Here is a 20,397-nt window from a genome sequence, read left to right as displayed (position 1 = left end):
TCTTATGTGTAAGAGCAGCTTTTTTTGTTGTGGGATTATTGTAAAAATGAGTATTTTAGAACTTCAAATAAAAAGTAAATGATAGAGTTAGCTGGGATTGTTATTTTGGGAATTACTGCACAGTGGGCAGCTTGGAAACTAAAGTTACCTGCTATTTTACCGCTAATATTAATAGGATTAATTGTAGGACCTGTTTCTACCTTAATTACGGTAGATGGTTCTAAATGGATAGAACCTGTATGGAATGGAACGAATGGTTTGTTTGCAGGGGAAAGTTTATTCTATTTTGTGTCTTTAGCAATTAGTATTATTTTGTTTGAAGGAGGGTTGACTCTAAAGAAAAAGGAAATTTTAAATGTAGGACCTTCTATTATGAGGTTGATAACCTTAGGAACTATTATTACCTTTTTTGGAGCAGGAATTGCCGTTCATTATTTATTTAATTTAAGTTGGTCTATTTCTTTATTATTTTCTTCTTTAATTATAGTTACAGGGCCTACGGTAATTACACCTATTTTAAGAAACATTCGCTTAAAAAGAGATGTTTCTGCCATTTTAAAATGGGAGGGAATTTTAATAGATCCTATTGGAGCCTTGGTAGCAGTATTGGTTTTTGAATTTATCAGTATAGAAAATACAGGAGATTATACACAAACAGCCTTAATAGAATTTGGAAAAATTGTCTTGTTTGGATCTACATTTGGATTTACGTTTGCCCACGCTTTTAATTTTATATTAAAAAAGAGTTTAGTTCCTAAATACTTATTAAATGTATTTACACTAGCCTATGTTTTAGGAGTTTTTGTACTGTCTGATGCTTTTGCGCACGAATCTGGTTTACTTTCTGTAGTTGTAATGGGAATGGTCTTAGGAAATATAGATATGCCACATTTAAAAGAAATTTTAGACTTTAAAGAATCTTTAAGTGTGCTGTTAATCTCAATTCTATTCATTCTATTATCAGCAAATATGAATGTTAGAGATTTTGATTTAATTAACAACTGGCAAACCTTAGCTTTATTTGGAGTAATTATTTTGGTAGTTAGACCTTTGGGAGTCTTTTTAAGTACAAGAGGTTCGGGTTTAAAGTTTACAGAAAAAGCATTTATAAGTTGGGTAGGGCCAAGAGGGATTGTAGCAGCGGGTATTGCTTCTTTATTTGGATTAAAACTAGTTGCTAAAGGAGAACCAGGAGCAGAATATATTACTCCTTTGGTATTTGTAATTGTATTAGGAACTGTTTTGCTAAATGCAACTACAGCTAGATTGGTTGCAAGGTTATTAGGTGTTTTTATGAGATCTTCTAAAGGGATTTTAATTGTTGGAGCTTCAGAAATTTCTAGAGTTATTGCTAAGTATTTAGAGAAAAAGAACAGATATGTTTTGTTAATAGATAACAATGCCGATAAAATAAAGTTAGCTCAAGATATGGGACTAAATGCTGAAGTTGTAGATGTGTTTTCAGATGATGTAGTGAATAGTATTGAGTTTCCAGATATGGGATATTTATTGGCTTTAACAGGAAGTAAAAAAGTAAATACACATACCGTTCATAGTTTTAGAAAAAGAATAGACCCAGAATCGGCATTTAGATTTGTGTCAGAAACAGAACTAAGTGATGGGGCTAGAGAAGAAGGTGCTAATTTTTTATCTTTAGAAGATGATTTTATTAAGTTTAGTGAACTAATTCGTGAGTATCCACAAGTCAACGAAGTTAATTTAACTTCTCAAGATGATTTTATGGAGAAAAATCAATTGTTAACGGAGCAACCTAATACCATTCCTTTGTTTGTAGCCGATGAAAAAGGAGAGTTGTATGTAATAGCAGCAGCAAATGAAAAGATTAAGATTGGTAAAAATTGCAAGCTAGTGTATATAGGAGAGCCACTGTCTAAAAAACAGATAGTTATCGATAAATAATTTTTAAAAATAACTTAGAAAGGAGCAAATAATAATTGTATATTTGCACTCTCAAAAATTAATAACGTAGGTCGTGAACCTACACAATTTTAAATTATGTCAGTAAAAATTAGATTACAAAGACACGGTAAAAAAGGAAAACCTTTTTACTACGTAGTAGCAGCTGATGCTCGTGCAAAAAGAGATGGTAAATTCTTAGAAAAATTAGGAACTTACAATCCAAATGCTAATCCAGCAATCATTGATTTAGATGTTGATGCATCTGTAAAATGGTTAAACAATGGAGCACAGCCAACTGATACTGCTAAAACAATTTTATCTACTAAAGGTGTTTTATACAAAAAACACTTACAAGGTGGAGTATTAAAAGGTGCTATCACAGAAGAGCAAGCAGAAGCTAAATTTAAAGCATGGGTAGAGGCTAAAGAAGCTGCTATTCAAGCTAAGAAAGATGGTTTAACTGCTGGTCAAGCTGCTGAAAAAGCAAAAGCTCTTGAGGCTGAAAAAGCTGTTAACGAAGCTCGTATTGCTGCTGTAAAAGAAGCTGAAGAAGCTTTAATCGCAGAGGCAAAAGCTGCTGAGGAAGCTGCTAACGCAACAGAAGAGGTAGCTGAAGAAACTACAGAAGAAACTGCTGAGTAATTTCTAAATAAACGATTTATGCACAAAGAAGAATGTTTCTATTTAGGTAAAATCGTTAGAAAACACAGTTTTAAAGGGGAAGTTGTTATCAAATTAGATACAGACGAACCCGAACTTTACAGAGATTTGGAATCAGTTTTTGTCGAACACGGCAAAGACTTGATTCCATTTTTTATTGAAGAAAGTTTATTGCAAAAAGGAAATCAATTACGTGTGCGTTTTGAATCTGTAGATACGGAGCAAGATGCGGATGCTATTATGAATTCCGGAATATACTTACCACTTCAATTCTTACCTAAATTAACAGGGAATAAATTTTACTTTCACGAAGTAGTTGGCTTTACAGCTGTAGATGTAAACTATGGTGAATTTGGTGTTGTAAATGGAATTAACGATACTACAGCACAAGCTTTGTTTGAGATTGATAACGAGGGAGTAGAAATTTTAATTCCAATGATAGATGAGTTTATCAAAGAAATAGATAGAAAAGGAAAACGTGTTGTTTTAGAAACACCTCCTGGTTTAATTGATATGTATTTGTCTTAAATCCTTAACGAAACATTTGTATTTTTACGCTTTGTAAATACATCTATGTTTCAATTCAAACAATTTTCTATAGTTCAAAACAAATCAGCCATGAAAGTGGGTACTGATGGTGTTTTATTAGGTGCATGGGTTCCTGTTACTCAAAAAAAATCAATCTTAGATATTGGTACAGGTACAGGCTTAATTGCTTTAATGTTGGCTCAAAGAAATGCTATGGCAAATATAGATGCTGTTGAGATTGATGAAGATGCTTGTGAAGAAGCTAAGGTCAATTTTAAGAACTCTAATTGGAGTGATAGACTAGAATTACACAAAGTGTCTTTAGCATTGTATAGTACTTCTAAAAAGTACGATTTAATAGTTTCCAATCCTCCTTATTATACAGATACATTTAAATCTAAAAAAACACAGCGTACGTTAGCTAGGCATGTTGATGGATTGTCTTTTGAAAATTTATTAAGCTATTCAAAAACTTTAGTAACCAATAATGGAGTTTGTGCTTATATAATACCTTATAAAGAAGAAGTTAATTTTGTTTTACTAGCAGAACAGTTAGGCTTGTTTTTAATAAAGCGAACAAGAGTAAAAGGAAGAAAGGATTTGGAGTATAAAAGAAGTTTACTTTGTTTTTCTAAAACAAAACAAGTTTGTGCAGATGATGATTTAATTATTGAAATTGATAGACATGTTTACACAGAAGCCTATATTGAACTAACACAATCGTTTTATTTAAAAATGTAAGAAATATGAAAAAGTATATTGTTATAGCTGCAATTAGTGGAGCTACATCTGTAGGTTTGGGGGCATTTGGTGCTCATGGATTAAGAAATGTATTGTCTGAAACGGCATTAAATAGTTTTGCTACAGGAGTTAGGTATCAGGCTATACACAGCTTGTTGTTATTATTAGTTGTTATGTTGCCCTTGTTGTCAGTTTCTCAGAAAAAGAAAATAGCCAATGTATTAGTTTTAGGAATTGTCATGTTCTCTGGTTCTATTTATCTTTTAGCCCCAGGTTTGGTTTCTACTAAATATTTGTGGTTTGTAACTCCTTTGGGAGGAACCTTGTTATTAGCTGCTTGGTTAATGATTGCTGTATATGTATTAAATCAAAAAACGACTTTAGATTCCTAAAGTCGTTTTTTGGTTTATTTAATAGTGTCTTTTTTGTTGGCTTCATCCATTTCTTTTTGATGAGCTTCTTCTTCCTGTTGAAGTTTTTTTTCGGTAGCAGTAATTCTATATTCAAGTTTAGCTTCTACTAGTTTTAAAATTTCTTCGTGCTGTTTAATATCCGAAGTGTAGTATTTTAAACTTTTATTAAAAGCTAAAGAATCTGTACCGTGTTCTTTGTAAATAAGCGCATGGTAATTTACTGTTCTCTCTCCATTTACATTCTTAATGTTTCTTGCTGTTTTGGCAATATATGTATCTAATAAAATGTCAACCATTTTATCTTTTGGAATTAGATTTTCTGGTTTTTTAATAATAGTATTACTATTGCAGGCAACAAGTGCTGTAAAAAGAAAGAAAGTGTAAAAAAGAGCTCTCATATTATCTATTAAAAGTAATTCGTTTTCCTTTTAGTTCATCGTTAAAAACTCCTTTGTTGTAAATTAAATTCCCGTTTACAAAAGTATGAGTAATAGAGCTGCTAAAAGTTGTTCCTTCAAAAGGACTCCATCCACATTTGTATAAAATGTTGTCTTTGTTTACCGTCCATTTTCTGTCTAAATCTACCAATACTAAATCTGCATAATAGCCTTCTTTTACAAAACCTCGTTTTTCAATGTCGAATAAAATAGCAGGGTTGTGACACATTTTTTCAACAACTTTTTCAATAGTTATTTTACCTTGATCAACAAAGTTTAACATAGCTGGTAAGGCATGCTGCACTAAAGGACCTCCACTTGGTGCTTTGGTATAGCTATTTTGCTTTTCTTCTAAAGTGTGAGGAGCATGGTCTGTTGCAATTACATCAATTCTATCATCTAATAAAGCTTTCCATAAAGCTCCTTGATCATTTTTAGTTTTTACTGCTGGATTCCATTTGATGAATGTTCCTTTTTTAGCATAATCATCACTGTTAAAATTTAGGTGATGTACACAAACTTCCGAAGTTATTTTTTTGTCTTTTAAAGGAATGTCATTTCTAAATAATTCAGTTTCAATTGCTGTTGATAAGTGGAAAATATGCAATCTAGCTCCTGTTTTTTTAGCCAATTCAATCGCTTTTGAAGATGATAGGTAACAAGCCTCTGCACTTCTAATAATAGGGTGTTGTGCAATTGGAATGTCTTCTCCAAATTCTTCTAAAGCTTTTTGCATGTTTGCTTTAATGGTTTCTTCATCTTCACAGTGAACTGAAATAACCATGTCTGTAGAAGAAAATATTTTTTCTAACACTTCTGGGTTATCTACCAACATATTTCCTGTAGATGAACCTAAGAATAATTTAATTCCGGCTACTTTTTTAGGATCTGTTTTTAATAACTCATCCAAGTTATCGTTAGTTCCACCAAACATAAAAGAATAGTTGATGTAAGAGTCTTTAGATGCAATGGTAAATTTATCTTCTAACAATTCTTGAGTAGTAGCCTGTGGTACTGTGTTAGGCATTTCTATAAATGTAGTAATTCCTCCAGCAGCAGCAGCTCTACTTTCTGTAGCTATGTTGGCTTTGTGTGTTAAACCTGGTTCTCTAAAATGTACTTGGTCATCAATAGCTCCGGGTAATAAAAATTTACCTTTTGCTTCTATAACGGTTGCGCTTCTAGGAATTTTAATGTCTTTAGCAATGGTTTTGATGATTTCGTTTTCAATCAAAAGATCACGTTTAAAGATTTTTCCTTCGTTAATAATTTTAGCACCCTTAATAACAGTACATCCCATAATTTATTTTTTTGTCAGTCCTTTAAATTTCATTTTAATCACTCCAAAAATAGCTTCACTAATAATAGAGCTGTCTAATTTTGAAGTTCCTTTGGTTCTATCGGTAAATATAATGGCTACTTCTTTGATAGAAAAGTTGCGTAACCATGCCTTAAATTTCATTTCTATTTGAAAGGCATATCCTGTAAATCTAATATTGCTAAAATCAATACTTTCTAAAACTCTTCTTTTGTAGCAAATAAATCCAGCAGTTGTATCAAATACAGGTATTCCGGTTACAAATTTAACGTATTTAGAGGCAAAATAAGAAAGTATCAATCTTTTAAAATCCCAATTAATTACATTAATCTTGTTGTTAATGTATCTAGATCCAATAGCTAAATCTGCACCTTGTTCACAAGCATTTATCAATCTAGGTAAGTCTTTAGGATTGTGAGAAAAATCTGCATCCATTTCTAAAACGTAATCATATTTTCTTTTTAAAGCCCACAAAAAACCGTGTATGTAGGCTTTTCCAAGTCCTCTTTCTTTGGTTCGTATTTCTAAATATAAATGTTTGTAAGTGTTTTGTAGTTCTTTTACAACTTGTATAGTACCATCTGTAGAATTATCATCTACAATTAATATATGATAAGTAGCATCAATATTAAACACAGCTGCTATAATGGAATTGATGTTTTCAACTTCATTAAGTGTAGGGATAATAATTAACGCTTGGTGCATACTTGAATTTTGTTTTGCCAAATTTACGTTTTTTTATTCCTAATTTTACAGCAACATTTATACCCTTTTACACAGATTTAGCATGATTGGAGAAATAATAGATTTTACTTACTATACACAAGTTGGAATAGTATTGTTGTTGCCTTTAGTTTTTGTGTTTTTAATGTGTATGGTAGATTTAAAAAGAACCAAATTGCTTTTTAGAGTTTTTAGTTCTAACCAGTACTTTTATGCCTATTCTACAGATGTAGTTTCAAATGTTTCTATGTATCATGTTTTTGGTTTTGGTTTCATTTCTACGCTTTTAGCCTTGTTTTTGATGCCTTTATTGTATAATGATGTAGAAATATTTACAAATTTTATTCCTCTTTATTTTGGGGCACTTTTAGGGAGTGTTGTCTATGGTTTTGTGAAATATTTAGTTTCAGAATTTTTGTACCAATTTTCTAACAAAAAGAAACACTGTAAACAAATGTTAATACTGGAAACCAGCTATTTAGCATCTATATTCTTGGTTTTGTATGTCTTGGTTTTTTACGATTTTTTACACTTAAATCATCAAAGTTGGTTCTCTAATGTTTTGTTGATTAGTGCTTTAGTTTTATATTTTATTAGGCTTATAGCATTGTTAAGTAATAATAAAAACTTGATGTCGGGCAGATTGTTTTATATTATTTTGTATCTTTGCACCCTAGAAATATTCCCGTTTATTTATTTGTTTAAGGGCTATATAGAGTAAGAAAAAGATGAAAGTAAAAACAATATTGGTATCTCAACCAGAACCTAAATCAGATCAACTGTCTCCATTTTCAATATTATCAGAAAAACAGAAAGTTAAAGTTGACTTTAGGTCTTTTATACATGTTGAGGCATTAACGGTAAGAGACGTACGTAATCAGAAAATTGATTTAAGTAAGTATTCTGCTATTATTTTAACAAGTAGAAACGCTGTAGATCATTTCTTTAGAATTGCAGAAGAAATGCGTTACAAGGATCCTAACGAATTAAAGTATTTTTGCCAATCAGAAGCTGTAGCTTATTATTTGCAAAAATATGTAGTATACAGAAAACGTAAAATTTATGTTGGTAAAAGACATTTTCCTGAATTATGTGAAGTGATTAAAAAGCACAAATCAGAAAAATTCTTGTTGCCATCATCTGATAAGTTAAAGGATGCAATTCCTGAAGCTTTAAATGAGATGGGAATTACATGGAAAAGAGCTGATTTGTATAGAACTGTAACTAGTGATTTGTCTGACTTAGAAGATGTGTTTTATGATGTGTTGGTGTTCTTTAGCCCATCAGGAATTCAGTCTTTGTTTAAAAACTTTCCAGAGTTTAAACAAAATAATACTAGAATAGCAGTTTATGGAAATTCAACAGTAAAAGCAGCTACTGAGGCTGGTTTAAAAGTTGATATTGCTGCACCTTCACCAGAGAGTCCGTCTATGACTATGGCTATTGAGAAGTATATAAAAGAAGTAAACAAAAAATAATTTTATATTTTTGTGAATATATTAAAAAGAGCCTATTTTAAATAGGCTCTTTTTTTATCTTATAATAATTAAGTTATGTTTCAAATAGGAAAAACAATTGTTTCTGAAGAGGTTTTAGAAAAAGATTTTGTGTGTAATATTTCTGCATGTAAAGGAGAATGTTGTGTAGCAGGTGATGCTGGAGCCCCCGTTTTAGATGAAGAGATAGAAAAGTTGAACGAGGTATATCCTAAAATTAAACACCTTTTAAGACCAGAAGGAGTAGCGGCTATAGAAGCGCAAGGAACGTATACTACATCTAAGTTTGGTGAGCACGAAACTACTTTGGTAAATAATAAAGAATGTGCTTTTGTTACTTTTGATGATAAAGGAGTTACCTCTTGTGGAATAGAGCAGGCTTATAACAAAGGTTTGGTAGATTGGAAAAAACCAATTTCTTGCCATTTGTATCCTATACGAGTACAAGATTATTCAGAATTTTCTGCAGTAAATTACAATACTTGGGATATTTGTGATGATGCCTGTACGTTAGGAAAAGAACTACAAGTTCCTGTGTATAAATTCTTAAAAAATGCACTGATTTTAAAGTTTGGAGAAAATTGGTATATGGAGTTAGAAAAAGTTGCAGAAGAGTGGAAAAAACAAAAACAATAAACACAAAGTGTTTTATTCTATAAAAGTAAAAAAGGCTCAAATTTTAAAATTTGAGCCTTTTTTATGTAAAAATTATTTCCTAACCTTCGCAGCTAGTACATTCTTTTTTCTGCTTAAATTTTTGAGCAGCGTTCATGCTGTGTTGGTAATAAAGAGATTTTACTCCTAATTCCCATGCGGTTGTATGTATTTTATTTAAGTCTTTAATAGGCATTTCTGGGTGTACCATAATGTTGATAGATTGTCCTTGATCTATATGGTTTTGTCTATTGGCAGCCTGATAAATAATAGAAAGTTGATCTAGTTCTGAATAAGTCTTAAATACATCTTTTTCTTCTGTTGTTAAGAAGTCTAAGTGTTGTACAGATCCATCTCTATCTCTAATACTTAACCACACGTCTTTGGTGTTTTTACCTTTTGTTTCTAAAAGATCTTCAAGGTATTTGTTTTTGATAGTGGTTTTAACTTTCGCAATATCTTTTACATAACAGTTAGACCAAATAGGTTCTATTCCCTGAGATACTTGTCCTAAAATAAATGCAGAAGAAGTAGTAGGAGCAATGGCATTTAAGGTTGTGTTTCTACGACCATATCCTTTTAGAACTTCTGGTTCTCCATATAATTTAGCCATCTCTTCAGATGCTTTGTAAGATCTTTCTTTAATTAGTTTAAAGATCTCAGAATTGTAGTTATACGCTTCCTGAGAATCAAAAGCTAAATTTTTGGATTGTAAGAAAGAGTGCCATCCTAAAACTCCCAAACCTAAAGCACGATTCTCTTTAGAGAAATTGTAAGCTTTTTCCATAAAATGGAAAACTAATTGATCGTCTTTGTTTTCAGAATCTCTATAATCTTCTAGTTTGGTAATAAATTCTTCTAATACGGCATCTAAAAAGTACACCATAGTCTCTACAGCATCTGTATCTTTCCATTTGTCGTAATGTAAAATGTTTACAGAAGAAAGCACACATACAAAAGACCAATCATCGTTGGTAGGTAGCATAATTTCAGAACATAAGTTACTACCATAAATAGTATGACCTTTGTCTTTATAAACATCTACAGTACCGTTGTTAGCATTATCTTTAAAGAAAACATAAGGGTATCCTATTTCACATCTTCTTTGTAAAACTTTAGCCCAAACGGTTCTTTTTTGTTCGTCACCATCAATCATTTCTTGCATCCAATCGTTACCCACACAAACTCCGTGTGTTAATTCTTGAATAGGATTTCCTTCGGTACCAATTTCTAAGAACTCCATAATATCTGCATGTTCTATATCTAAGTAAGGAGCAAAACGTCCTCTTCTAACAGAACCTTGACTTACAACGTCTACCATGGTTTCAAAAAGTTGCATCATGTGTACAGCTCCTGAAGATTTTCCGTTGTTTTTAATTGCCGATCCACGTGGTCTTAATTTACCAAAGTAACCAGAAGTTCCTCCGCCTAGTTTAGACATCATTCCGGCTTCAGATTGAGCATATAAAATGTCTCCTATATCATCGGCTACGTGAGATCCAAAACAGCTAATAGGCAATCCTCTTTTTTTACCAAAGTTAGACCATACAGGAGAGGCTAAAGAATAGTATCCTTGAGACATGTAGTAGTAAAACTTGTCTGCAAATCCATCTAACTTTAATATTTTTTCTGCGTGTTCTGCTATTTCTCTAATACGTTCTTCTGGGCTAACACCTTCTAAAAGATAACCTGCACCTAAAAAATGTCTACTATGATCTGTAAGCCATTCAAATTCAGTTTCTTTTTTTATTGTATTTTCTGTATTGATATCTATCATGATATTTGAGTTTTGAGGGGCTTAAAATAAATCGTCTTTAGTAATACTACGTGTTCTTTTGCTATAATTAATAGAGCGTTTTACAAAGAAATCACCATGTTTGGTTCCTATAATTTCATCATCAAACCATTCCGTTTCGGCTAGTAATTTTTTATCAATTTTAAAGATGGAGCCAATTCCAATACTTTCAAGAGATTTGTTAAAGCGGTTTTTAATGAATTCATTAATTACGTTAACAGGTAAAAAGTCTAATTCTCCGTTTTCAAAAATCCAGTTTACAACACCTGTTTCTGCTTGATATGCTTCTGCGCAAATTAATTGAATCATTTGCTCAAAATCTTCTGTAAACCATTCTGGGTTTTCTTCTTTGATAATTTTAAGTAAATCAATTCCAAAATCTCCGTGTATTTGCTCTTCTTTAGAAGTAGCTTCTACAGCATTAGAAATTCCTTTTAACATGTTTTTGTGCTTGTTAAAAGCCATGATAATTAAGAACTGAGAGAATAAAGAAACGTGTTCTATAAATAAAGAAAATAATAAAATAGCCTCTGTGTATTCTTTGTTATTGCTGCTTTTAGAATTGGTTAAAGATTTTTCTAAATAATGAACCCTTTTCATAATACTTGGATTCTTTTTAAGATTGTTAAACTCTTCGTTTAATCCTAAAATTTCTAACAAGTGAGAATAAGCATCATGATGTCTTACTTCACTTTCTGCAAAAGTAGCTCCTACGGCACCAATTTCTGGTTTAGGCATTTTATGATGTAAATCTCCCCAAAAGTTTTTTACAGCAACCTCTATCTGAGAAATAGCCAACATGGTATTTTTAATGGCACTTTTTTCTATAGGATTTAATCTAGATTTAAAATCTTGGATATCGCTAGTAAAGTTAAATTCTGTATGAATCCAATAAGAGTGTCTAATTGCATCAACGTACTCGTTTAACTCAGGATATTCATAAGGTTTTAAGTTTAACCTTTTTTCAAAAACATTTTTCTTACGTTTTCTTTTTTGTTCGTTTCTATATAAAATGTAAGATTTAGCAACTTCTGTAAATTCACTATGCATTAACTCTGCTTCTACCAAATCTTGAATATCTTCAACGGTAGGAGTGTAGTATTTTGTTTCTTGGGATCGAATATTTAATTTTTCCGATACTCTAATAGCTATAGAGTTTGCCTCTGTGAAAGACCCTGTATTAACAGATTTCATAGATGCATAAATAGCACTGCTTATTTTAGAAATTTTAAAATCGGTGGTGGTATGGTCTCTTTTTATGACTTTTGATATCATTACAATTGCGGATTTTTGTGACCTACAAAATTATTGAATAAATAGATATTTAGAAGAGTTTACAAGATTTAGATATTCACAATTTAAACTAGCTTGTTAGGTGTTGATATTGTTGCTTTTGAGAGAAAATAAAATTAGTTTTTAACATTTTTAAGTGAAGAAAAATAAAATGGATTATTAGTCAATTTTTGCACCTAAAGTTTGCAGAAAAAAAGTTATTTTATACTCAAATCAGAACTATTTTTTCAAATATAATTGTTAAGAACTTTAACTCTTTGTGGAAAAGTATATCTTTCTTTTAAGACTATTTTTTATAATCTTTGTTAGGTGTCAAAAAATGCTAACTAATTTATATACAAGAATAAAGATGTCTCAAATAGAACCAATTTTACAAGATGACCCAAATAGATTTGTAATTTTTCCAATACAACACCAAGATATTTGGGAGTGGTATAAAAAACAAGAAGCTAGTATTTGGACTGCTGAAGAAATTGATTTGCACCAAGATGTTGTAGATTGGGAGAATAAATTAAATGATGACGAACGTTATTTTATCAAACATATTTTAGCATTTTTTGCGGCTTCTGATGGTATTGTAAACGAGAATTTAGCAGAGAATTTTGTAAGCGAAGTTCAATATGCAGAAGCTAAGTTTTTCTACGGTTTTCAAATTATGATGGAAAACATTCATTCAGAGGTGTATTCTTTATTAATAGATACATATGTAAAGAATGAAGTAGAAAAAAATAAGTTATTTAAAGCCATAGAATATTTTCCAGCCATTAAGTTAAAAGCGGATTGGGCTTTAAAATGGATAGAATCTGAATCTTTTGCAGAGCGATTAATTGCATTTGCAGCGGTAGAAGGAATCTTCTTTTCAGGAAGTTTTTGTGCTATTTTCTGGATGAAAAAAAGAGGTTTATTACCAGGTTTAACATTTTCTAACGAGTTAATTTCTCGTGACGAAGGATTACACTGTGATTTTGCAGTGCATTTACACAACAAACACATTGTAAACAAAGTTCCTAAAGATCGTATTAAAGAAATTATTACCGATGCTTTAGATATAGAAAAAGTATTTATTACAGAATCTTTACCTGTAAGTTTAATTGGAATGAATTCTAAGTTGATGAGTCAATATTTAGAATTTGTTACCGATAGATTGTTGGTGGAGTTTGAATGTGAAAAAGTATACAATTCAGAAAACCCATTTGATTTTATGGATATGATTTCTTTAGAAGGAAAAACAAATTTCTTTGAAAAAAGAGTTTCTGAATATCAAAAAGCTGGAGTAAAATCTGGTGGAACTGGAGAAATTAGCTTTGATGCTGATTTCTAGGAAAAAGTAAATATAAAAAATATTTTAATGTTTTGCAGTACTGCATTTTGCCGTGTTGTTAGGATATTATTCTCTATAAACTAATAAAACTTTAAGACGATGTACGTAATCAAAAGAGATGGACACAAAGAGTCTGTGATGTTTGACAAAATCACAGCAAGAATTAGAAAAATTTGTTACGGATTAAACCCTTTGGTAGATCCAGTAAAAGTAGCAATGCGAGTGATTGAAGGTTTGTATGATGGTGTAACTACATCAGAATTAGATAACTTGGCTGCCGAAATTGCAGCAACTTTAACAACCGCACATCCTGATTACGCAAAATTAGCTGCTAGAATTTCTGTTTCTAACCTACATAAGAATACAGAAAAATCTTTTTCAGCAACTATGAAAGCATTGTATGAGTATGTAAACCCACGTACAGGTTTAAAATCTCCTTTGTTGTCTGATGAAGTATTTAATGTGATAGAGAAAAATTCAGCATTACTAGATTCTTCCATTGTTTACGATAGAGACTTTAACTACGATTATTTTGGTTTTAAAACTTTAGAGCGTTCTTATTTATTAAAAATTAACGGAGAAATTGCTGAACGTCCACAGCAAATGTTAATGCGTGTGTCTATTGGTATTCATTTAGATGATATTGAAGAAGCTATTGAAACCTATAACTTAATGAGTAAAAAATTCTTTACTCATGCAACTCCAACATTATTTAACTCAGGTACGCCAAAACCTCAAATGTCTTCTTGTTTTTTATTACAAATGCAAGATGATAGTATTGATGGTATTTATGATACGTTAAAACAAACAGCAAAAATATCTCAATCAGCAGGAGGTATTGGTTTATCTATTCATAATATTAGAGCTACAGGTTCTTACATTCGTGGTACTAACGGAACTTCTAACGGAATTGTTCCGATGTTAAAAGTATATAACGATACAGCACGCTATGTAGATCAAGGAGGAGGAAAACGTAAAGGTTCTTTTGCTATTTATATAGAGCCTTGGCATGCAGATATTTTTGAGTTTTTAGATTTAAGAAAAAATACAGGAGCAGAAGAAAAAAGAGCAAGAGACTTGTTCTTGGCTTTGTGGATTTCTGATTTATTTATGAAGCGTGTAGAAGAAAACGGGGAATGGACGTTAATGTGTCCTAACGAATGTCCTGGTTTATATGATACCTACGGAGATGAGTTTGAAGCGTTGTATACTAGTTACGAAGCACAAGGAAAAGGACGTAAAACCATTAAAGCTCGTGAATTATGGGAAAAGGTGTTGGAGTCTCAAATAGAGACAGGAAATCCTTATATGTTGTATAAAGATGCAGCAAACCGTAAATCCAATCAAAAGAATTTAGGAGTCATTCGTTCTTCTAACTTGTGTACAGAAATTATGGAATACACAGCTAAAGACGAAGTTGCAGTATGTAACTTGGCTTCTGTTTCTATTCCAATGTTTGTGGAAACCAATGATAAAGGAGAAAAATTCTTTAATCATCAGCATTTTTATAAGGTAGTTAAAAAAATAACTAGAAACCTAGATACGGTTATTGATAGAAACTATTATCCTGTAAAAGAAGCAGAAAATTCTAACATGAGACACCGTCCGGTAGGATTGGGGATTCAAGGATTGGCGGATGCTTTTATTATGTTACGTATGCCGTTTACCTCTGATGAGGCTAAGCAATTGAATAAAGATATTTTTGAAACTTTATATTTTGCAGCTGTAGAATCATCTATGGAAATTGCTGTAAAAAAAGGAGCTTATTCTACTTTTGAAGGTTCTCCAATGTCTAAAGGAGAGTTCCAATACAATATGTGGGGAGTAAACGATGAAGATTTAAGTGGTCGTTGGGACTGGAAAGCTTTAAGAGAAAAAGTAATGAAAAATGGTGTTCGTAACTCATTGTTAGTCGCTCCAATGCCAACAGCATCTACTTCTCAAATTTTAGGAAATAACGAAGCTTTTGAACCTTATACCTCTAATATTTACACACGTAGAGTATTGTCAGGTGAGTTTATTGTAGTAAACAAGCATCTGTTAGAAGATTTAGTTGAATTAGGATTGTGGAACAATGCTTTAAAAGAAGAGTTGATGAGAGCCAATGGTTCTATTCAGCATATTGAAGAAATTCCTCAAGACTTAAAAGAATTATACAAAACGGTTTGGGAGTTAAGTATGAAAGATATTATTGATATGTCTCGTCAGAGAGGATATTTTATAGATCAATCTCAGTCTTTAAACTTGTTTATGGAAGATGCTAATTACTCTAAATTAACATCAATGCACTTTTATGCTTGGAAATCTGGATTAAAAACAGGAATGTATTATTTAAGAACAAAGTCGGCAGTAAATGCAATTAAATTTACGTTGTCTAACGAAAAGAAAAAAGTAGTAGAAGATGCTCCAATGACAGCAGAAGAATTTAAAGCCATGGTTTTAAATTCTAAAGAAAATCCAGATGATTGTGAAATGTGTGGGTCTTAAGATTTTTATATAATATACAAAACAAAAAACGGTTGCTTTATTACAGAGCAACCGTTTTTTTGTTGCTAGGTTTATGAGTTTGATGAAAAATGGAATGTTTTTTTATTAAATTAACATATGTTATCGTTTTAAACATATGTTATCGTTTATTGAGTATTAATCAGTTAATTTTGTATTTTAAAAGGAAAAATATGCTACTACAAACAAAAATAACAACAGTGTTTTGTTTACTTTCTTTATGTCTCTTTGCTCAACAAGGACCAGGAGGTATTGGAAATACAAATGGTTCTGATATGTATTTGTGGTTAAAAGCAGATACAGGAGTAACGCAATCTTCGGGAGTAAGTTCTTGGGCAGATCAATCTGGAAACGGAACCAATGTAACAGCTCCAAGTTTTAATCAAAGACCTGCTTATGTAGCTAGTTCTAGTGCTTATAACAATATGCCTATCATAGATTTTGATGGGATAAACGGAACTAGTGGAGATGAGTTAAACTCTTCTACTTTTAGTGATATTACGGATCCAAGTCATACATTATTTATTGTTTGGGATATAGAAACAACAAGTCCTGTTAATGAATCTGCAATATATTCAATGTCAGGTAGTTTTGGTTCTGGTGGGTTTAATTTTGATACCTATAACAATAATTTATGGTATTATGGACAAGATAATACTACTATTGAATCTCTTACTAACTATAGTAACCCAGTAATATTTAATGCCTTTAGAAATTCTAATAATACACTAGATATCTATAGAAATGAATCAGTAATAAGATCAAATCATAATTTATCATCTGGAAGTCGATCATATGATTTAGGAACAAGATTTAGAATTGGAGTTAATTATTTAGGAGAAAGTTCTAAGCATTTAGAATCAAATGTAGCAGAAATTATTCACTACAAATACACTTTAAATATAGCAGAAAGAATTATAGTAAGTAATTATTTAAGCGCTAAGTATGCTATTGCTATTACAAATGATTTTTACAACGAGGATAATTCTGCAAACGGAAATTTTGATTTTGATGTAGTAGGAATTGGACAAGCAACAAATGGTTCTAATAGTGTTAGTGCACAGGGAACAGGAGCGTTAGGATTAAGTAACCCGTCATCATTAAGTAATGATGAATATTTATTTATAGGACACAACAATGTTTCTGTAACTATAGATGAAGAATCTAATTTACCATCAGGGTTAAAAAATAGATTGTCTAGGTTATGGAGAGCTAGTAAAAGAAATGATTTAGGTACAGTAACCGTAACTATGGACTTAAGTTTCTCGGCAAACAAAGCTAATTTTACAAGCTCTGGTTTAAAATTATTAGTGGATGATGATACTGATTTTGTTACAGGAACAACTGTTTATAATGCCTCTAGTTATAATAGTTCTACAGGGATTGCAGTTTTTGAAAATGTAGATATTTCAGATAATGATTATATAACTATAGCAAGTAACGATGCAACTCCTTATTATTTTGGAACATCAGGAACAGGAGGAGGAGATCCAGTAGACAAAGGAGTTGCTGGTTTTGAAGGACCCGGAGGAATTGGTTCTGTAGATGGAGGTGCTATGTATATGTGGTTACGACCAGATACAGGAGTAACGTCTTCGTCAGGAGAGATTACTGCTTGGGCAGATCAATCGGGTTATTTGCATAATGGTGTAAGTACTTATTCATTAACACCTAATTCTACCAATCCAGAATTTGGAGCGAATCAAATTAATAATTATGATGTGTTAACCTTAGATGGTGTTGCAGATGCTATGATTTTTGATATCAATGATTTTACAGACAGTTCTTACGATATGTATTTTGTCTGGAAAAACAATGAAGCTAAAGAAGGTAATGCCTCTTTGTTTTCAAATAGTAATGGAAGTAATAGTGGTTCTCTTCAAATATCATATTCTAATGATGCTAATTTTTATATAAAATCAGTTGGTTCAGGTAATATAAGCTTAGGAGACTATTCTTTTACAGAATCTAATAATATTTTAGGATTTAGTAGAAATCTAGACAATACACTTGATACTTATATTGATGGAGTTTCTCAACAAACAGGAACATCTTTAACAAACGCAACAAATATGGCTGGCTTTAATAATATTAAGCTAGGTGTAAATAGAGGTAACGGTAAGTTTTTAGGATTAGACTTAGCAGAGGTGTTAATGTTTAACAAAAATATTAACGAAACTCAAAAAATAATATTACATAACTATTTAAGTGCCAAGTATAATATTAGTTTAAGCTCTAATGATAAATATAGCTACGATAATGGTTCTGGTTTATTTGATCATCATTTGGCTGGTATTGGTAGAGAGACAGCTACTGACTATAATTTAGATGCTAAAGGAACAGGGCCTGTTAGAATAAAGAATGCCTCTGATTTAGATGTTGGGGAATATATGTTATGGGCTTGTGATGAGATTAACTCAACATTTAGCTTTAATACACTAACCTCTAGTAATTATGTAGACAGACTAACAACTAAATGGAGAGTTGATGAAAGTGGTGGAAGTGTAGGAACTGTAGATGTTAGCTTTACAGCATCGGATTTAAATATTACTACAGATGTGTCTGATGGTTGTGTAAATTATGTGTTGATTATCGATAACAACTCAGATTTTAGTTCACCATCACAACAAATTGAAATGACTTTATCTGATGGAAAAATAAGTGCAACAGGTGTTGATTTTGCAGATGAAGATTATTTTACATTGCAATTGGCTAATACTATTGTGTATGATGGTTCTTGGAATCATCCCTTAGCTTCTAGATCTGGTTCTAGCGCACCCAATACAAGTGATGATTGTTTTGATTTAAGAGTAGTGAGTGGAAGTGTTACTGTAAATAACGATGTAGAAGTAAATTCAGTGAATGTTGCAAATAGCAGTGTTTTAGCGATGGCTACAGCAAGAACATTAACAGTTACAAAAGGAATAACATTAAATACTAGCGGAAAACTTAAAATGTTAGGTACGGCTCAATTGGTACAAGATCCTAACGGATTGATAACAACCAATCCTAATACAGGTTCTGGTTTCTACAATCAGTTTACAACCCCAGCAAAAAATGTGTATTCGTTCTCGTATATAAGTCCATCAGCAAGTAATGGGACTACCTATAATTTTAGTACCAACATAAAGGATGGTAGAGGTTCTAATGCATTAACAATAACAAACGATGGAGCTAATTTTGTTTTTGATGATGTAAACAGTGATGGTGTTCAGTCAGCGAGTTCTACAACTTTAAGTGAAGAGTGGTTGCATACCTATCCGAGTGTTGCTTCAGGTTTTGTACTACAGTCACCATCTAGCAACGTTGCTACAGGATTAGGTTTTACTATTAAGGAGCCAGGAACTACAGCGCAAACTTATATTTCTAAAGGAATTCCTAATGCAGGAGAATATAGTTTTACTGTGGCAGAAAATTCGGTAGCTTTATTAGGAAACCCATATCCAAGTGCATTAAATTCAGATATATTTTTAACAGACAATTCTAGTGTAGATGCCTTGTATTTTTATGAAGATCAAAGTATCAATCATTATTCCGAAGATTATCAAGCAGGGTATGCTGTGTACACCTTAAACGGAGGTGGAGTTGCGGCTTCTTCTACTGCTTATAATGGTGGTTCTTTTGCAGGGACAATAACTCCAGAAGTAAATATACCTGTAGGACAAGGTTTCTTTGTGTCCATAGAAGAAGATGTTCCTGGAGCGACGACTACTTCTGTTGTGTTTAAGAATTCACAAAGAGTGTCGGCAGTATTAGGAAATTCATCTGTGTTTTTTAAGCAAAACAGTTTAAAGAATTTAGAAAAAAACAGAGATGTTTTGCCATCAATCCGTTTAGGAGTTGAAATGGAAGTAAATAATAATTTATATCACAGACAAATAGGTGTAAGTTTTAAAGAAGGAAATGATTTAGAAACATTTGATTTTGGATACGATGCAGGTTTGTTTGATGAAAGAGGAAAAGATGCATTTATAGAAGCAGGAGGTAAAAAATATGTATTGGCTAGTGCTTCTGCAATTTCAGAAGAAACAGAAATTCCGATCAAAGTTGTTTTAGACGAAGATAAAGAGGTGTCGTTTATGTTAGATGATAGCGAGGGAGTTGATGAAGTGTATTTAAAAGATAATGTAGAGGAAACAACATTACCTTTAAAAGGAAATGTGATTACAAAAACATTAACTTCAGGTGTTTATAATGATAGATTCTCTTTAACCTTTCAACAGGATGAAGCATTATCAACTAAAAAAATAAATGCCAATAAAGTAAATGTGCAAGTTTATCAAAAAATAATTACAGTTTCTTCTGATGAATATAATATTACAGGATTAAGTATTATTGATTTTACAGGTAAAACGATTAAAACGTCTAATACCAACTCAATCAATATTTCGGGAGTATCTTCTAATATGATTATATTAAAAGTAGAAAGTAAACAAGGAGTTTTAATAAAAAAAATATCCATATAAATTTTCTTAAATATTTAAAAATCAAAAGCATCTGTAATTTTACAGATGCTTTTTTTTATATAGGTAGTATTCTTTTTTTTTGCAGAAAGCAACATATGTTAAGTTTATTTAATATTGATAAATGTTA

The 20,397-nt window shown here is 31.5% G+C and carries 16 protein-coding genes; 11 read left to right on the top strand and 5 right to left on the bottom strand.

Translation table 11 applies throughout. The features are described 5' to 3' along the window. The first annotated feature begins 78 nt into the window (after nucleotides 1–78). The 5 genes from GGR97_RS05425 (at nucleotide 79) to GGR97_RS05405 (ending at nucleotide 4,241) form a co-directional block, all read left to right on the top strand. Entirely contained in the window at nucleotides 79–1,920 is a 1,842-nt protein-coding gene (locus tag GGR97_RS05425) for a cation:proton antiporter (protein WP_167897500.1), read from the top strand. A 96-nt stretch (nucleotides 1,921–2,016) separates the two neighbouring features. Further along, nucleotides 2,017–2,562: a 30S ribosomal protein S16 gene (locus GGR97_RS05420; RefSeq protein WP_167897499.1), complete on the top strand. Its 546-nt coding sequence runs from the start codon at nucleotides 2,017–2,019 to the stop codon at nucleotides 2,560–2,562. Nucleotides 2,563–2,580: 18 nt separating this feature from the next. Further along, entirely contained in the window at nucleotides 2,581–3,108 is a 528-nt protein-coding gene (rimM, locus tag GGR97_RS05415; protein ID WP_167897498.1) for a ribosome maturation factor RimM, read from the top strand. 45 nt (nucleotides 3,109–3,153) lie between these two features. Continuing rightward, on the top strand, nucleotides 3,154–3,849 hold the full coding sequence (locus tag GGR97_RS05410; RefSeq protein WP_167897497.1) for a tRNA1(Val) (adenine(37)-N6)-methyltransferase: 696 nt from the start codon (nucleotides 3,154–3,156) through the stop codon (nucleotides 3,847–3,849). Between the two features lie 5 nt (nucleotides 3,850–3,854). Beyond that, complete coding sequence (locus tag GGR97_RS05405) at nucleotides 3,855–4,241, top strand: DUF423 domain-containing protein (protein WP_167897496.1); 387 nt, start codon at nucleotides 3,855–3,857, stop codon at nucleotides 4,239–4,241. A 14-nt stretch (nucleotides 4,242–4,255) separates the two neighbouring features. Here the strand turns inward: GGR97_RS05405 and GGR97_RS05400 are convergent, their stop codons facing one another. Genes GGR97_RS05400 through GGR97_RS05390 form a run of 3 tightly spaced genes read right to left on the bottom strand, consistent with a single transcriptional unit; the run spans nucleotide 4,256 to nucleotide 6,722 of the window. After that, nucleotides 4,256–4,660: a DUF4296 domain-containing protein gene (locus GGR97_RS05400; protein ID WP_167897495.1), complete on the bottom strand. Its 405-nt coding sequence runs from the start codon at nucleotides 4,658–4,660 to the stop codon at nucleotides 4,256–4,258. 1 nt (nucleotide 4,661) lies between these two features. Further along, entirely contained in the window at nucleotides 4,662–5,999 is a 1,338-nt protein-coding gene (locus GGR97_RS05395; protein WP_167897494.1) for a dihydroorotase, read from the bottom strand. A 3-nt stretch (nucleotides 6,000–6,002) separates the two neighbouring features. Then, entirely contained in the window at nucleotides 6,003–6,722 is a 720-nt protein-coding gene (locus tag GGR97_RS05390) for a polyprenol monophosphomannose synthase (protein WP_167897608.1), read from the bottom strand. A gap of 82 nt (nucleotides 6,723–6,804) precedes the next feature. Between GGR97_RS05390 and GGR97_RS05385 the strand changes: the two genes are divergently transcribed. The 3 genes from GGR97_RS05385 to GGR97_RS05375 all read left to right on the top strand — a co-directional run bounded on the left by GGR97_RS05385 (nucleotide 6,805) and on the right by GGR97_RS05375 (nucleotide 8,872). Further along, the gene (locus tag GGR97_RS05385; RefSeq protein ID WP_167897493.1) at nucleotides 6,805–7,461 is read left to right on the top strand and encodes a DUF4271 domain-containing protein; all 657 of its coding nucleotides are present in this window, start codon (nucleotides 6,805–6,807) and stop codon (nucleotides 7,459–7,461) included. Nucleotides 7,462–7,468: 7 nt separating this feature from the next. Beyond that, nucleotides 7,469–8,218: a uroporphyrinogen-III synthase gene (locus GGR97_RS05380; protein WP_167897492.1), complete on the top strand. Its 750-nt coding sequence runs from the start codon at nucleotides 7,469–7,471 to the stop codon at nucleotides 8,216–8,218. A gap of 75 nt (nucleotides 8,219–8,293) precedes the next feature. Further along, nucleotides 8,294–8,872 (top strand): DUF3109 family protein, encoded by a 579-nt coding sequence (locus GGR97_RS05375; protein WP_167897491.1) that lies wholly within the window; start codon nucleotides 8,294–8,296, stop codon nucleotides 8,870–8,872. Nucleotides 8,873–8,951: 79 nt separating this feature from the next. On the opposite strand, the gene GGR97_RS05370 is transcribed toward GGR97_RS05375, so the two are convergent. Together GGR97_RS05370 and GGR97_RS05365 are read right to left on the bottom strand one after the other, a co-directional pair. Beyond that, entirely contained in the window at nucleotides 8,952–10,667 is a 1,716-nt protein-coding gene (locus GGR97_RS05370) for a ribonucleoside-diphosphate reductase subunit alpha (RefSeq protein WP_167897490.1), read from the bottom strand. 21 nt (nucleotides 10,668–10,688) lie between these two features. Then, nucleotides 10,689–11,960 (bottom strand): ribonucleotide-diphosphate reductase subunit beta, encoded by a 1,272-nt coding sequence (locus GGR97_RS05365; protein WP_167897489.1) that lies wholly within the window; start codon nucleotides 11,958–11,960, stop codon nucleotides 10,689–10,691. Nucleotides 11,961–12,327: 367 nt separating this feature from the next. Between GGR97_RS05365 and GGR97_RS05360 the strand changes: the two genes are divergently transcribed. The 3 genes from GGR97_RS05360 to GGR97_RS05350 all read left to right on the top strand — a co-directional run bounded on the left by GGR97_RS05360 (nucleotide 12,328) and on the right by GGR97_RS05350 (nucleotide 20,270). Continuing rightward, nucleotides 12,328–13,299 carry a ribonucleotide-diphosphate reductase subunit beta gene (locus GGR97_RS05360; protein ID WP_167897488.1) on the top strand — a complete coding sequence of 324 codons (972 nt, stop codon included), beginning with the start codon at nucleotides 12,328–12,330 and terminating at the stop codon, nucleotides 13,297–13,299. Nucleotides 13,300–13,398: 99 nt separating this feature from the next. After that, nucleotides 13,399–15,786: a ribonucleoside-diphosphate reductase subunit alpha gene (locus GGR97_RS05355; protein WP_167897487.1), complete on the top strand. Its 2,388-nt coding sequence runs from the start codon at nucleotides 13,399–13,401 to the stop codon at nucleotides 15,784–15,786. A gap of 191 nt (nucleotides 15,787–15,977) precedes the next feature. Then, entirely contained in the window at nucleotides 15,978–20,270 is a 4,293-nt protein-coding gene (locus GGR97_RS05350; RefSeq protein WP_167897486.1) for a T9SS type A sorting domain-containing protein, read from the top strand. The last annotated feature ends 127 nt before the right edge of the window (nucleotides 20,271–20,397 follow it).

The organism is Wenyingzhuangia aestuarii (genome assembly GCF_011927765.1).
In the GTDB taxonomy this organism is placed as follows: domain Bacteria; phylum Bacteroidota; class Bacteroidia; order Flavobacteriales; family Flavobacteriaceae; genus Wenyingzhuangia; species Wenyingzhuangia aestuarii.
This window is presented reverse-complemented; position numbering and strand designations above follow the sequence as displayed.

Coding starts and splice junctions, on each gene's coding strand:
- GGR97_RS05425 (WP_167897500.1), top strand. CDS start 79: ATGATAGAGTTAGCTGGGATTGTTATTTTGGGAATTACTGCACAGTGG.
- GGR97_RS05420 (WP_167897499.1), top strand. CDS start 2,017: ATGTCAGTAAAAATTAGATTACAAAGACACGGTAAAAAAGGAAAACCT.
- rimM (WP_167897498.1), top strand. CDS start 2,581: ATGCACAAAGAAGAATGTTTCTATTTAGGTAAAATCGTTAGAAAACAC.
- GGR97_RS05410 (WP_167897497.1), top strand. CDS start 3,154: ATGTTTCAATTCAAACAATTTTCTATAGTTCAAAACAAATCAGCCATG.
- GGR97_RS05405 (WP_167897496.1), top strand. CDS start 3,855: ATGAAAAAGTATATTGTTATAGCTGCAATTAGTGGAGCTACATCTGTA.
- GGR97_RS05400 (WP_167897495.1), bottom strand. CDS start 4,660: ATGAGAGCTCTTTTTTACACTTTCTTTCTTTTTACAGCACTTGTTGCC.
- GGR97_RS05395 (WP_167897494.1), bottom strand. CDS start 5,999: ATGGGATGTACTGTTATTAAGGGTGCTAAAATTATTAACGAAGGAAAA.
- GGR97_RS05390 (WP_167897608.1), bottom strand. CDS start 6,722: ATGCACCAAGCGTTAATTATTATCCCTACACTTAATGAAGTTGAAAAC.
- GGR97_RS05385 (WP_167897493.1), top strand. CDS start 6,805: ATGATTGGAGAAATAATAGATTTTACTTACTATACACAAGTTGGAATA.
- GGR97_RS05380 (WP_167897492.1), top strand. CDS start 7,469: ATGAAAGTAAAAACAATATTGGTATCTCAACCAGAACCTAAATCAGAT.
- GGR97_RS05375 (WP_167897491.1), top strand. CDS start 8,294: ATGTTTCAAATAGGAAAAACAATTGTTTCTGAAGAGGTTTTAGAAAAA.
- GGR97_RS05370 (WP_167897490.1), bottom strand. CDS start 10,667: ATGATAGATATCAATACAGAAAATACAATAAAAAAAGAAACTGAATTT.
- GGR97_RS05365 (WP_167897489.1), bottom strand. CDS start 11,960: ATGATATCAAAAGTCATAAAAAGAGACCATACCACCACCGATTTTAAA.
- GGR97_RS05360 (WP_167897488.1), top strand. CDS start 12,328: ATGTCTCAAATAGAACCAATTTTACAAGATGACCCAAATAGATTTGTA.
- GGR97_RS05355 (WP_167897487.1), top strand. CDS start 13,399: ATGTACGTAATCAAAAGAGATGGACACAAAGAGTCTGTGATGTTTGAC.
- GGR97_RS05350 (WP_167897486.1), top strand. CDS start 15,978: ATGCTACTACAAACAAAAATAACAACAGTGTTTTGTTTACTTTCTTTA.